We start from the raw sequence: 14,148 nt of genomic DNA, 5'->3' as shown, positions 1-14,148 counted from the left end.
TTAAAAGCTTCGCTTTTCGCGCGAGCAAGCTCAGCGCCTACAGGTGTTTAGGTGAACTTTGTAGCATTGATTGTACTCCAGTTTGAATTATACGACATGTACCTGTTTTTAATGTATAAAGTAATCATTGTTACTATAGGAACTCATCATGGATGATTTATTAAACCAAGGTTTAAGCCTTTTATTTGTTATTGGTAGTGTTTATTCACTATTAGGTGTTTTGTTTATCAAAATATGGCTTCATCAGAAGAATGCAAAACTACCCGTAGATCGTAAAAAGCTTAAACGTGTTGCAGCGCAAACATTAAATGAACAAGTTAATGAAAAGATTGTTGATGTAATAGGACTTGTCTTCTTATCTGCTTTAATAGTCACAATGCCTTTTGCTATTAAAGGCATTGCAGAAATGTTTGCTAGCGGCAAGCTCAATTACTTTTTAATTATTATGATTACATTGGGACTAATCTATGTGGCACGAAAGCTTTGGGTTAAATCTAACGACTTAATAAAACTAAAACTCGGGCGCGACGCAGAATTAGCCGTTGCTTCAGAGCTTATAGAATTACAGTCACACGGTTATCAGGTATTTCATGATATACAAGCTGATGGTTTTAATATCGATCATTTGGTTGTTGGGCCAAATGGGATATTTGCCATTGAAACCAAAGGTAGGCATAAGCGAATAAAAGACGATACAAACTACAAAGTTAAATTTGAGAAAAATCGTTTAGTGTTTCCCTCTTGGTTTGAAAGTAAGCCGCTAGAGCAAGCTCAAAATCAAGCTAATTGGGTGAATAAATGGCTGCGAGAGGCGACGGGTTTTAACACCCAAGCTGTGCCTGTTTTATGCTTTCCTGGTTGGTTTGTAGAGCTAAAGCAGAGACCAATCTTTCCTATCGTTTCTCACAAACAAATAGTTAAAACAATCCTTTCGATGCGACAGGTTAGCTTAGAGCAAGAGCAGCAGCGTGCTATTTGTTATCAAGTAGTACAGCGAGCCTTGAACGATAGTAAGGCAATTTAAAAGCGTTGCTTTTCGCATGAGCAAGCTGGGCGCCTACGATACATTTAAAGGCTGCTGTTAAAGGCGCTCCCTAATGATTGCCATCGCCAACGCGATATATGTAAACATAATTTAAAAGCTTTGCCTTTCGCGCGAGCAAGCTCAGCGCCTACGATACATTTAAAGGCTGCTGCTAAGAGGGCTTCTTAATGGTTGCCATCGCCAACGCGATATATGTAAATTATTTTAAAAGCTTCGCTTTTCGCGCGAGCAAGCTCAGCGCCTACGGTATATTTAAAGGCTGCTGCTAAGGGGGCTTCTTACTGGTTGCCATCGCCAATGCGGTATATGTAAATTATTTTAAAAGCTTCGCTTTTCGCGCGAGCAAGCTCAGCGCCTACGATGCATTTAAAGGCTGCTGCAAAAGGCATTTCCAATTGATTGCCATCGCCAACGCTATATAGGTAAACATAATTTTAAATCGGCAGTGCTTGCAAAACAATGAGGCAATTAAGTGTGTTATTTGCCTCATTGTATGAGGCAATTTAATCATATAGACTTAAGCTAACTAACTTAAGGGCTAAAGACTATGTGGATATGGCAACAACAAAACTGGCCAAACTTTACGTGGGATGATGCGGCACTTGCTCCTTTACTCAGGGAGCTTTCATATAACCAAGGTTTGTTAGTGGGCCGTATGGGCGTGCAAAGTGCTCATCAAAAGCAGCAAGCTCTTGATACCTTACTAGCGAATATTATTCACTCCAGTGCAATTGAGGGCGAAAAGCTTAATGCATTTTCGGTTCGCTCTTCGCTTGCTAAAAAGCTCAATATTAACGAGAAGCCTTACCCAACAACTATGCAAAGCGATAATCTTGCAGAAATTATGCTTGATGCAATAACGAACACAGATTCGCCGCTTGGTTTAGAACGGGTGCTTAACTGGCATCGTTTATTATTTGCAGGTGAGCAAAGCTTGTTTACTAAAATTGAGGGCGGGCAATTGCGTGGCGACGAGCCAATGCAGGTGGTGTCGGGGCGTTTAGATAAACCGGTATTACATTTTACAGCACCCCCTAAAAAGGCAGTAAATAAAGAGCTGTCGCTATTTTTTAACTGGTTTAACAACACGCAAAACGATCCACAAATAGACCCTTTTATTCGTGCAGCTATCGCACATTTATGGTTTGTAACAATACATCCGCTTGAAGATGGTAACGGGCGAATAACACGGCTTATAACCGATCTGGCTTTAGCACAAAAGTATGCTGAGTCTATTCGGTTTTACGCTATGTCGGTGGCTATTCTAGATGATAGAAAAAGTTACTACGAAGTGCTAGAAGCCACGCAGCGTGGTGGGCTTTGTATTACACAGTGGATTAAATGGTTTTTATGTACGCTTAATAATGCGATACACCATACGCTTAATAATATTGAGCAAACAGTTTTTAAAACCAATTACTGGGCAAGTAAAGAGCAAGCAAAACTAAGTGAACAACAGGTAAAAGTAATTAATAAATTACTCGATGGCCAGTTTGAGCACGGAATTAGTGCGAGTCAGTATCAAAAGGTGGCTAAGGTTAGCCGCGCAACTGCAACGCGCCATTTAGCCGATTTACAAACACTTGGGTTTATAATTAAAACTGCTGCAGGTGGGCGCAGTACACGTTACAAAGTTACCCAGTGAGGCAATTAAATATTTATTCGACTCATTAAGTGAGGCAAATAAGTATTGTGAGTTGAACTAGGGCGTGTTGAATAATTTAATTAAAGCGCGAAGTAAACTTGCGCTTATTATTTAAAAGCTTCGCTTTTTGTACGTTCAAACTAATTTTTACGGTGTTTGTAGCAAGCTCAGTTATTTAAATACATCTCAAGCTTGCTCTCGTTAAACCCCACGTCAATATTTGTCATAATATTCAAACCGCTAAATACGCAATCAACCAAAGGGTAAATATTACTCTTTGGTTTGCATGTTTTTAGCGCGCTCTTCTGCGTCTATAAGTGCTTGTGATTTAGTGGCGCGTTTTTTCTCTTCAATTTTGGGTTTTTCGCTTGAGTTTGGATCCCAGCTTTCATCAAGTGATAGGTTTGCAAATGGATTACTGCTATCTGCCTTTTTTGGCTCTGGTGCTGGCTCTGGTTTTGAGGGAGCTTGCTCTGGCTCTGGTGTTGGCTCATCAATTTGTGGCTCAATGTTTTCAGGCTCTGGCTCAACTTTAACTTTTTTAGGTGCTGGCTTTTTACCTGGAAGTGGGGCGTTTGGATCGAACGTGCGTACTTCTGGCTCTTTAAAGTCGTGGTCGGTGGCGAATGATGTAACCTCATCGCTTACTGTTTTATTTGGTGTATGTAAGTCGGCAACAGGCTCGCTAGGTGTTATTGGCTCAGGCGCTTTTTGTGGTTGCTCTAAAGTGTTGTGCTCTGTTTTTGAGTGGGTAGGCTCTGTAACTTGAGCGCCGTGATTACGCTTTCTTTTTACGGGTTTTGCATCAGGAACAAACTCACGTACCTGTGGTTCGCTAAATTCATCGGCGCTTTTTATTCGCTCTAATGTGGTTTTGGCTGCTGCTTCAAACTCGGCGGTATTAGGCTCTGGTTTTTGTTTAGCATCGCTAAAAGTGGCGCTAGGTTCATCAGTTGGTTGAGCGATTTCAGACGCTGTAGCTATGGGTTGTTCGCTGGTATTAATGGTTTTATTATTGATTAGTTGCTCATCTGGCTGCCCCGCCATTTGCTGAGTTACTTCCTGAGTTTTGTTTTGTGTATTTGGTATATCAGCCTGCTCAGCTTTAATCTCTAGTGGCGCAGGTTCATTTGGCTCTGTGCTTTGTGTTAAAGGCGCTTTATGTTGTTTTTTAATAGGCGCAGCAGCAGCGGTAGTACTTTGGGTATTTACTTGCTCTGGGGCAGGCTCTGGTTGTGGTGTGCTTTTAGCTGTGCTTTGCTCACTTTTAGCGTTTTTAACTAAAGCTTCAGCAGTGGCTGTGCCCATAGCAGGCTCTGTTTTTTGTTGTTTAGCGCGGCGTATACGCACTAGTACCATTGCGCCAATTAGCACCACTATAACAATAATTAATGTCGGTAATAACAGCGAGCTTGAGCTTGCAGGTGATGGTGTAATTATTGGTGCTGGTTTGCTCGGAGCTTTTATAGGTGCCGTGTTTTCAGGTGGTGTGTTTATAGGCTCTACTTTTGGTTGTTTAACTGGCGGTACGGCTAGGTTTTGGCTTTCATCAGCATTTTTATTAATTGTGTTTTGCGTAGCGCTTTGCTCATTTTCGGTTTGTGTTTGAGGCTGATCATTAGCTGTATTTACATCGTTTGTGTTTTGCTGCTCAGTTATTTGTTGTTTTTGCTCGCCTGTTAAATTAAGTGCTTCTTCGTTTATGCTATCAGCGGGTACGGCTGTGGGCTCAACTACAGGTGCGGGCTCTACAATTACAGGCTGTGGCTGAGTAACTATAGGTGTTGGCTCTGGCTCTATTATTTGCGGCTTAGGCTGAGTTTGAACTTGCTTTGGCTTATTACAGTTATTTTTGTAGTCGCGCGCGGATTTTCGGTATTGTCGGCTGGCTTTATTATTGCTGTTTTGCTGCATTTCTTGTTTTATTAAAATGCACATAGCCTCGTTGTATGCAGCGCTTTGTGCGCTATAAAAAAAGGCAAAACATAGAGTAAGTCTAACTAATTTCACGATCATAAAGTTACAGCGCTTAAATATTAATAGTTTGATTTTAAGCGCTAAATTAAAAATTATCTAGGATTTAGGAATATACTCGTTAATCTATAACCATCAGGCTACGATACTCGTCGTAGGCAAATTGATCTGTCATGCCGCTTATATAATCTTGAATTAGCCTACAGCGATAATAAAACTCGTACGCTGCAAAGTGGTCGGGCTCTTCTTGCATGGCATCTATTGCATGTTGATAACTGTTTAGATGTTTTTTAGAGAGCTTTTTAACTAAACGCGACTCTATTAATAAGCGTGAGTCGCCATTAAGTGCGCGCCTAAAGTCGTCGCTGGTTAGCTGTAGTAGAGGTTTGTAACAATCAAGCAGGCCGTTAATTATTCTATAGCCTTGCAGCTCTAGCTTTTCGACCTCTTTATTAGAAAACACATGCTTGCTGGCCACTTGCTTAAGTGTTTTAGTTACCGCGTGTAAATGGCTGCTATCTTCAAGTAGTGCTTGGTTAAAATCGCCATGGTAAATGGGTTCTATGTTTTCAATAAAGCGCTTGGCTGCATGGTTTACCAGCGGGTGTAGCAGCGCTACTCGCAGGTATATAAAAAATTCGCTGTTAAAGTTATACGGCTGAGCCTGTGCGCGTTCGAGTGCGTAATCTACTGCTTTATCTACAAAAGATAGGTGCTCTGCGTCGTCTATGGTTAAATTTATTAATGCCTTTTTATATTCACTTTTAAGCGCCTGACATAATAGCTCGGTGCTTATTATGTCTTTTTCTACGGCGTCTTCTATGTCGGCTAGGCAATACGAAATATCGTCGGCGGCTTCCATAATATAACTTGCTGGGTGGCGGCAATACGGCTCTATGGTTAGCTCGTTTTGAAGCGCTTCTACAAAGGCTTTTTCACTGTAGTAGTAACCTACTTTTTTCATTAAGTAATTTTTGTTTTGCGGTATGTCTTTTATATCAAGCCCTGCTGGGCGGGTGTATTTTAAAATACCCGCGCTTTGGCTGTAGGTTAAATTAAGTGTTTGCAGCGAATGAATAATGCGTATGCCTTGTGCATTACCTTCAAAGTTACAAATATCGAGCGCTAGGTGTTTAAAAATAACGCCTATGCCGGTGTTTGGCTCTTTGCAGCGCTCTGGTGTAACACTCGCTAAATTATTATTAAACCAGTGATTTATTGCAGCTTCGCCAAAATGCCCAAACGGTGGATTGCCTATATCGTGCATTAGGCAGGCCATTTCTACTAGGCTTTCGAGGGGGCGTTCTAGCCCTTTTAAGCCAAGCTCGGTTTGTTGCTCAAAGCTTAAATTAGCAAAAATACGCTGCACTATAAAACGGCCCACTTGTTGTACTTCTAGTGAGTGCGTTAACCGCGAGCGCACCGCTGCATTTCGCTCTAGCGGAAAAACCTGAGTTTTTTGCTGCAAACGACGAATAGCAGCACTATTAATAATGCGACCACGATCGCTTTCCATCGCCATTTGTAAATTTGCGGTGGTGCGATACATACGCGCTGGGGTTATTTTTTTACTAAAGTCGATCATCGTTTCTCCGTATGCCAATTGCGCGCAGCGTCATTGATGTTTTATAAAGTTAATCTATCAGTTTGTATCATATAGTAACAACTTGCTTTAAAATAATTTTTTGGATAATTGTTGTGCATTTATAGGTATTTATAATGGAAACTGTATTTTCAAGGGCACTCTTATTGTGCTTATTAGTGTTAACGAGCCAAACGGCTTTTGCGGCTAAAGAGCAAACAGTGGTGCTGGTATCAATAGATGGCCTGCGTTGGGATTACATAGAAAAACACGGCGCACCTAATTTAAAAGCAATGGGCGAGCGTGGTGTACGGGCGCAAAAACTTATACCTGTTTACCCAACTAAAACGTTTCCTAATCATATTTCTATAATTACGGGTTTACTGCCTGTAAACCATGGCATTGTTGATAATAACTTTTGTGATAAAGCGCGTAAAAATGAGTGTTACAGCATGGGTAAAGGCATGCGCGATAGTACGTGGGTAAAAGGCATTCCACTTTGGAATTTAGCAAAAATGCAGGGGTTAAAATCAGCGACTTATTTTTGGCCTGAGTCGGATGCGCGCTTTAACGGCATGACGCCCGACTATTACTTTCATTACTCTAAGCACAGTGAATACCAAGGCCGTGTAGATCAAATTATACAGTGGTTGAGTTTACCTAAAGCGCAGCGCCCACGCTTTGTAGCGAGTTATTTTTCGCTTGTTGATAGCATGGGGCATGAGTTTGGACCCGACGCACCGCAAACTCGCGATGCAGTAAAACAATTAGACGAATTAATGGGCCAATTACAAACCCGTTTAAGTAAACTAGAGCAAGACGTTAACTTAGTTATTGTGTCGGACCATGGTATGGCGCACGTAAACCCTGAGCAAAGTATTGATATTTCAACACTGCCACAAGACGAAAACTTTTTAGTTAAAAACACAGGCCCTCGCTTATTAATTTATACGCAGCCAGATGCTAGAAATGCAGATATTGAAGGCTACAAAGCACGTTTGAAAAAGGCTGCTAAAGGGCGTTATACAGTGTTAACTGACGAGCAGTTAGCTGGGTATCATTATAATAAAGGCACTCGAGTGGGCGATATTGTAGTGCAAACTACAGCACCGGCAGTATTTACCAATTCGGATAAAGCAATGTATTTAGGCACGCACGGCTATGCTTATACTGATGACATGGCGGCATCGCTTGTAGCAGTTGGCCCAGCCTTTAAACAAGGTGTAAAACTAGAAAAAGTAAGCAACCTTGATATTTACCCAGTACTTGCAAAAGTAATGGGGCTTAAGCTTTTAAATAAAGTAGATGGCGACGGTAAAACGTTAATGCCGGCTATTAAACAAAAAATAGTTGTGCATTAGAGGCTGTAGCACTCTACAGTAAATAAAATTAAGACGTTATTAGCAATTTGAGTTTTTTAAAGCCTGTAAGTGCTTACTTACAGGCTTTTTTTTACATACATTTACTACTAATAATGCTGCTAAACCCGTGTTCATCGCTTTGAAGAGTTAGCGTAAAGTTATGGCGCTCACATATAGCTTTTACAGTGGCAAGGCCTAGCCCAAAGCCGTCTTTTTGCCTTGCTAGGTCGCTTCGGTAAAAGCGTTTGGTTAGTTGCGTTAATTGCTGCTTATTTACACCTTTTCCATTATCGCTAATTTTTATACTGTATTGAGAAAGCGTTATTGTAATTTTAGCGCCGTTACCTGCATATTTTATGGCGTTTTGTAGCAGGTTATAACACGCTTGAAACAATAAGTTTTTGTCGCCTTCAAAAATAAGATCGTGGTTTTTATGCAGTATTATATGCTGCTGATTTTGCTCTGCTGTGGGTTCAAGAATATCTATTATGTCGTTAATTAGAGTTAAGGCATTAACGGGCTCTAACTTTAGCGGAAATTGCCCATGCTCTAAACGTGTTAGTTTTAGCATGGCATCAAAGGTATGTAATACGCTTTCTAGTTGTTCTATTGCTATGCCTAGGCTTGGCTGTTTAATGGCTTCGCTTTCTAAATGTAAGCGCAAGCGAGTAAGCGGTGTTTTTAAATCGTGGGCAATGTTGTCGGTTATGCCTTGTACTAGGGCAAAGTTTTCTTCAATACTTTGTAGCATGGTATTAATGTGTTTAGCCAAAGTAACAAACTCATCGCCTTTTTGCTTATGTACTACTCGCGCAGATAAATCGCCTTTTTGAACTTGCTCTGCCACGTTATTAAAATAATTTACGCGGCGTAAATGTCGTCTAGCAAATATATAACCAAATACACATGTGAGTATTAAACTAAGTAAACACGCCCATGTAGCAATGGTTTTAAACTCTGTAATTAAGCGACTTAAATGCTCAGTGGCTGTAGCAATAACTACGTTACCGTGTTGTGTGTTTACTATGCCAGTGGTGAGTAAGCGTATTTGACCGCGCTGCGTATCGAGTACCGGAAACTCAACGGTTTTGGGCAGTTTAGGAATATCGTTTGGGAAAAAGCTCAACCCTTGGCTTTGGTTTTTATCATTTTGCCAAAATATTAAAATATCGCCTTCGTTTCTAAAAACATTAAGTTGCTTAAAAAACGAAGCTTTATCAAATTTGTTTGCCAATCCTTCTATACGTACTTGCTCGGCGTTTAAACGCCTTTCTACTTGGCGTGTTTGCTCACCAAGTAATAACTGGTAAATAAGTACAATACACAGCACGAGTACCACCGAGGTAATAGTGGCAAAAGCAAGTGTTAAGCGCCAAACAGAGCTTACGCGAGGATTAAATTGCCACCATAAAGAGCGCTTACTATTCATTGGCACTCGCTTTTTGTAAGCGGTAGCCTACCCCGCGTATAGTGTGTATTTGTACGTTGGCGTTGTGCTGCATAAGTTTTTTACGCAGCCTTGCGATGTGTACGTCAATTACGTTGGTGCCTGGGTTAAAGTGGTACTCCCAAACAGATTCAAACAATAAGGTGCGGGTAACTAATTTATTTTTATGCTCTAGCAAAAAGTGTAATAACTTAAATTCTTTTGGTTGTAAGTTTAGTGTTTTTCCGTTTATTTGTGCTTTGTAGTGGCGAAAATCTAGGCTTACGTTTTCAAATTCTACGGTGGTTGTTTTTTGCGTGGATTGCGAAGGACGTTTTACGAGTTTTTCTACTCTTATTGCAAGCTCAGAAAACGCAAAAGGTTTAGTAAGGTAATCATCTCCACCGGCTTTTAAACCTGCTACTCTTTCATCTACTTTATCAAGTGCTGAGAGTATAAGTACGGGAGTGCTTTTACCGGTTGCTCTAAGTGCGGCGAGCACTTGTAAGCCATCGAGCTTAGGTAACATACGGTCGAGTATTATTATGTCGTGTTCTTCGCAGGTAGCCATAAGCAATGCTTGTTGGCCGTCTGCTGCGGTGTCTACTGTGTAGCCTTGTTCACTAAATGCTTTATATAAAAATTCACGATTTTGTTTATCGTCTTCGACTAAAAGTAGTTTCATTAATTACCCCAGCGTAGCAATGGTAAGTTTTTACCAGTGGCTAAGTCTATGGCTTGTTTATGCCTGCCTTTTTCTGTAATAAAGGTAGCCACTAGGTAAGTTATGCCAATATCTTGCTCTAATTGCGACTCTAATAAATAATAGGGCGGTTCGGGACTTATTGATTTTACAAGTTGATGCATGCGGTAGTTTTTTTGCTTCATTAGCTTAGCTGCAGCTACTTCGTCTTCTTCGTCGAGTTCTGGTTGTTCGTATTCTTGTTCAGTTACTTGGCCTTGTGCATTAACAATTAGCTCAATAAAACGTTTGTTTTGCTCATCAAATAAGGTTACTTCGTAAAGTGTAATGCCTTTTTCAAACTCAAGTTCAAACTCTACAATTACACCTTGGTTAGCATATTGGGTCTCTATTTTAGCTAAAATGCTTTGAGCCGAGGGTTCTTTAGCGGTATTGAGCTTATTAAATATGGCAGGGTTATTTGCTTGGCAAAATGCGCTAACAAACAGGGCCGCGCTTAATAAAATATATTTCATAAATAGGCTCTTATGGTTTGAACGTTGTTTTTAATGCAAATTAGTTTATCAAATAAACCTAAGAATATGTTTAACTTTAGTAGGGCTTGTTACCGAAAAAGGTAAGCAAGCCCTTTGCAAAGTTAAACGTAACTATTGTAATTAATCGTCTAGTACGCAGGCTCTTACTTGGTTAGTGTTTACCCACTGGCACTCAAGCTCTACGTATTGGTCTGTAAATTGCGATAGGGTGTTATCTTCACTTACATAACCCCATAGTGTAGCTTGGCTGTTTTCATTTAGCGCCACATTACCTTTTAAATCAAGGGTGTTGGTGTTGTCTTCAATTTCAACTTCGCTAACAAGTACTTGCTCGCTGTTGTAGGTACCCTCAAGTTCTAGCCATTGGTTGTTTAAGGTGTTGGCAGTTAAGCCATCTTCGTAGCGGGTTTGGTTAGTTAGCGTAAAGTTATTGCCATTTATAGTGGCAATATTATTGTTGTACGTTACTAGCCCAGAAACCGAAAATGTATAATTTGTAACTGTTGGCTCGGTGTTATTACTCTCAAACTCAATATTTGTGGCAATAAGCTGGTTGTTACTTTGCTGCCAGTTTGCGTCTATCTCAATGCGCTGCCCGGTAATTAAGTCATTAATAGTGCCGTCTTCAAATTGGGTTTGCTCATTAACCGTGATCTGCCATTTAGAATTTAAGGTTATAAGGGTTTGGCTGCTATTTACAAAGGTGATGATGCCTTCAAGCTCGGCTTGTGTATCGTTGTTAAAGTCTACACTTTGCTCTGCATCTACTTCTGTAGCAATAACACGCCCGTCATTTAAAGTGCCTTCTACTTCTACACGCTGACCATTACTTAGTAAGCCGTCTACTTCGGCTTGTTGGTAGTTAATGACTAAATTGCCTAAATTAAAAGTGCCTGATTGAGTATTTAAATTACTTATATTGCCCAGTAACTCTAGTTCTTCTTGTGGGTTATTAATAGCAGCTTGATAAGTAACATTAATGCTATTAGTAGAATCACTGTATCCGCTTACTTCAAGTAATTCACCTTGGGTAATATTTGCGTTTTGTACGTTATTTAAGGTGGTGCCTGCAATGCTTAGCGTATCGCCATCAATAAACACAGGGCCTTTTAATAGTGGATCGTATTCTATTTCAGTTGCTTGTGAGCCGTTGGTCTCGACTTCAACATACATACCTACTTTTATATCGGATAGGCTTGCGTTATTGCCGGCTAGTTCTACCTCGGCAGAGCCTGCAGGTACTGTATGGCTATTTATAGTAATTGCATTACTTGTTACTTCAGATACTTGGCCAATAATAACGCTTGGAAAGTTACTAACCTCAGAAATGGCATCGTTTTCATTATTTGATGAGTTGCTGCCGCATGCGCACAGAGCGAGAGAAATTGCAGATAAAGAAATGAGCTTAACAGTATTTTTAAATGGGTGATTATTCATAATTTACTCCGAGTTATTAATATGGAGTAAGTTTACCGAGTACTAAATATTGTAAAGGTGGACGTAACATTAAATTTTGTTAATGTTTTAAAGTAAAAAAAGAGCGCCGAAGCGCCCCAAAGGGAATAACAAACTAAGCAGGCTATATACAGCCTGCTTTAATTCACTTATTTAAAGTTAGCAATGCTTGTTTTGGTGTCGGTAACAGTACGAATCGCATAGGCTTGGTTAGTAATACCAAACGCTAAACCGTTAACGGTCCAGCTAGGATTTGAAAAGTAATCGTATTGTGTTGCACTACCGTAAACGTGCGGGTAGGCCATAATACTTGCAAATTCGTCTTGTACACCGTGACCCATACCATCAACATACACACCACCCGATGTGTCGCCTTGCTTACGCGAATGGGCTAGGCCTTGGTTATGGCCAAGTTCGTGTACAAACGTTGTTGCGCCACAATCAATAGCCGTAATTGAGTACATGCGATCGCTCATTGAGCTATATAAGTTACCATTTGTGCCTTGGCCAACCCACGCTAAGCCACAAGAGATTAAGCCGTTACCAGCACTTTGGCCTGTACCTAGTACAGCAATCATGTCGGCTTTCCAATCTGTGCGTAAACCATCAACGTAGCTACTGTCGGTTACAGCATCTAGCCATTCTTCAGATGGAGTGATAGCGTAATCGCCTAGGTTTTGAGTACCAGCTAAGCGCAGTGTTATGTCTACACCATTTTGGCTATATACTTGATTGCTAAAAGCAATTAGCTGGTTAATTTTAGTTGTAATGTCACTTGTTGCAGCCGCTGATTGATCTGTATATAAAATACCAATATCAATTGTTTCGGCTTGAGCAACACTTGCTACACATAATGTTGCTGCAATTGCAGTGGCTGAGATTACTTTTTTCATTGTTGTATTTCCTTACTTTTGTAGTGGTTTTTAATTCGTTAAATTTTCATCTTTTTTAGGTGCAAATACGTCAATTCCTTTTTGTGTATTTGGCGAAAGTGAGCTGGTGTCGTGCTCAATGTGGCTTTTGTATAAATCGCGCTTAGCGGCTATCCAGCCATATTTACCTTTACTTTCAAAAACGTAATTACCATTAGCGGTCGTAAATTGACCGTAAACTGCGTTGTTTCCTACTGTTAAAACGGTATTGTGCATACGCCCATCTAAACCGGTTACTTGGCCAAAAATGCTTTTATCGCCATTACTTGCTTCACTTATATTTGTGATCTCTGCAGTGTAAGTTTCTGCTGTTTGCGGAATGGCTAAATCAAAGTTGTCACCCATTTTTAGAGCTTTTAACGTTGGCAAATCAAACTCAATGTAGGCTTCGTTGTTTAAATCGGTTGGTAAAACTTTGGCGTGCTTAAGTATTGTTTTTGCGTCATCCGAGAGCTTATTAATGGCATCGAAATGCTCGGGAGCTAGGTTTTGTTCAGGCTCAATATTTTTAGTTATTATTGGCGCTTTGCTCATATCAATTGGTTGAGGTGCTTTTTGATTAGTCGCAAACTTAGAATTAACAGGCACTACATCAATGGCTATGGGGGTGATAGGTTCTGCTGCTTTTTTGGGAATATTCAAAAACGAATAAATAGCATATGCCGATAAAGGAATAGCAATAATTAAGGCAACATAACGTTTCATTTGTTTCTCTTATGGGGTTTTAAGTTAATTGGGTGTTACGTTTTATAGTATAAAGTGGTTTAGATCAAGTTTATAAATGTAATTATAAAGTAGTAATGGAGGGTTTTATAACTGCTTGTTAAATTTAAGATTGCATTTTTTAGGGGGCACTAATTCTAGTTTTTTGTATTGGTTTTTCCAGTGTTAATGCGCTCTGCAGGAGTGTTTTAAGGGAGTTTGTTTATTTAGTTAAATACAATTCTCAGGGGCTGTTTTATAAAAGTCTAAATAAAAAATAAAAATGAAATAATTTTATTCTTTTTAGCGTAATGGCTAATTGCTAATCAATTATATGCGACGTATGTTGATGAATCATAAATAGTGCGAGAGGGATTTATGAATGTATCTGACCAGCTGCTCAACAGAACTACAGCAGGGCTTTTAGCTGTAATTATTGTTTTTTCGAGTTCAATTGCGTTGATTTATCAGGTGGAACGCCAGAGTTAGTTGCGAGTTTACCTCAAGCACTTAATGGCAACGAATACACTGAAGCCGCTATAATTACGTTTTTGGTTACTGCATCTGATTTGACCATACTGTCGGTTGGCTCCGCATTTTGGGGAGTTCTTGCATACCTTGTATAAATATTATGAAAAATTACGAGCTGCGCTCGTCACGCCAGCAAGCTGCGCGTCTACGTTGCATTTAAGTTCGGCTTGTTTGGTAGGCGTAGAGCTTGCTCACGCGAGAAGCGAAGCTTCTAATTATTTTAAAAGACTATTTTCGAGATAAATTGAATCCCAAA

General features: G+C 40.1%; 11 protein-coding genes and 1 pseudogene. 4 read left to right on the top strand and 8 right to left on the bottom strand.

The genetic code is table 11. The features are described from left to right. Nucleotides 1–148 precede the first annotated feature (148 nt). Together J8L73_RS05805 and J8L73_RS05800 are read left to right on the top strand one after the other, a co-directional pair. Nucleotides 149–1,024 carry a nuclease-related domain-containing protein gene (locus J8L73_RS05805; protein WP_211015369.1) on the top strand — a complete coding sequence of 292 codons (876 nt, stop codon included), beginning with the start codon at nt 149–151 and terminating at the stop codon, nt 1,022–1,024. Between the two features lie 568 nt (nt 1,025–1,592). Continuing rightward, nucleotides 1,593–2,690 carry a Fic family protein gene (locus J8L73_RS05800; protein WP_211015367.1) on the top strand — a complete coding sequence of 366 codons (1,098 nt, stop codon included), beginning with the start codon at nt 1,593–1,595 and terminating at the stop codon, nt 2,688–2,690. A gap of 270 nt (nt 2,691–2,960) precedes the next feature. On the opposite strand, the gene J8L73_RS05795 is transcribed toward J8L73_RS05800, so the two are convergent. Together J8L73_RS05795 and dgt are read right to left on the bottom strand one after the other, a co-directional pair. Beyond that, nucleotides 2,961–4,706 carry a cell surface protein gene (locus tag J8L73_RS05795; protein ID WP_211015365.1) on the bottom strand — a complete coding sequence of 582 codons (1,746 nt, stop codon included), beginning with the start codon at nt 4,704–4,706 and terminating at the stop codon, nt 2,961–2,963. Nucleotides 4,707–4,785: 79 nt separating this feature from the next. Further along, entirely contained in the window at nt 4,786–6,249 is a 1,464-nt protein-coding gene (dgt, locus tag J8L73_RS05790) for a dGTPase (RefSeq protein ID WP_211015363.1), read from the bottom strand. 134 nt (nt 6,250–6,383) lie between these two features. Here dgt and J8L73_RS05785 point away from each other — a divergent pair, with 134 nt between their 5' ends. Next, nucleotides 6,384–7,607, top strand: coding sequence for an ectonucleotide pyrophosphatase/phosphodiesterase (locus tag J8L73_RS05785; protein WP_211015361.1), 1,224 nt, complete (start codon nt 6,384–6,386; stop codon nt 7,605–7,607). Between the two features lie 91 nt (nt 7,608–7,698). On the opposite strand, the gene J8L73_RS05780 is transcribed toward J8L73_RS05785, so the two are convergent. From J8L73_RS05780 to J8L73_RS05755, 6 genes are all read right to left on the bottom strand, one after another. Beyond that, nucleotides 7,699–9,036: an ATP-binding protein gene (locus tag J8L73_RS05780; RefSeq protein WP_211015359.1), complete on the bottom strand. Its 1,338-nt coding sequence runs from the start codon at nt 9,034–9,036 to the stop codon at nt 7,699–7,701. Further along, the gene (locus J8L73_RS05775; protein ID WP_211015357.1) at nt 9,029–9,718 is read right to left on the bottom strand and encodes a response regulator transcription factor; all 690 of its coding nucleotides are present in this window, start codon (nt 9,716–9,718) and stop codon (nt 9,029–9,031) included. The genes J8L73_RS05780 and J8L73_RS05775 overlap by 8 nt, the downstream gene beginning before the upstream one ends. After that, nucleotides 9,718–10,251: a PepSY domain-containing protein gene (locus tag J8L73_RS05770; RefSeq protein WP_211015355.1), complete on the bottom strand. Its 534-nt coding sequence runs from the start codon at nt 10,249–10,251 to the stop codon at nt 9,718–9,720. Before J8L73_RS05770 ends, J8L73_RS05775 begins: the two co-directional genes overlap by 1 nt. Before the next feature lie 141 nt (nt 10,252–10,392). Continuing rightward, nucleotides 10,393–11,709: a DUF5666 domain-containing protein gene (locus J8L73_RS05765; RefSeq protein ID WP_211015353.1), complete on the bottom strand. Its 1,317-nt coding sequence runs from the start codon at nt 11,707–11,709 to the stop codon at nt 10,393–10,395. Nucleotides 11,710–11,876: 167 nt separating this feature from the next. After that, nucleotides 11,877–12,620, bottom strand: coding sequence for a reprolysin-like metallopeptidase (locus tag J8L73_RS05760; protein WP_211001027.1), 744 nt, complete (start codon nt 12,618–12,620; stop codon nt 11,877–11,879). Nucleotides 12,621–12,650: 30 nt separating this feature from the next. Continuing rightward, nucleotides 12,651–13,364 (bottom strand): hypothetical protein, encoded by a 714-nt coding sequence (locus tag J8L73_RS05755; RefSeq protein WP_211001026.1) that lies wholly within the window; start codon nt 13,362–13,364, stop codon nt 12,651–12,653. A 491-nt stretch (nt 13,365–13,855) separates the two neighbouring features. Here J8L73_RS05755 and J8L73_RS05750 point away from each other — a divergent pair. Beyond that, nucleotides 13,856–13,987: pseudogene (locus J8L73_RS05750) on the top strand (benzoate/H(+) symporter BenE family transporter); the annotation flags it as partial. Between the last annotated feature and the right edge of the window lie 161 nt (nt 13,988–14,148).

Origin of the sequence: Pseudoalteromonas sp. MMG006, assembly GCF_018101025.1 — a bacterium.
GTDB lineage: Bacteria > Pseudomonadota > Gammaproteobacteria > Enterobacterales > Alteromonadaceae > Pseudoalteromonas.
This window is presented reverse-complemented; position numbering and strand designations above follow the sequence as displayed.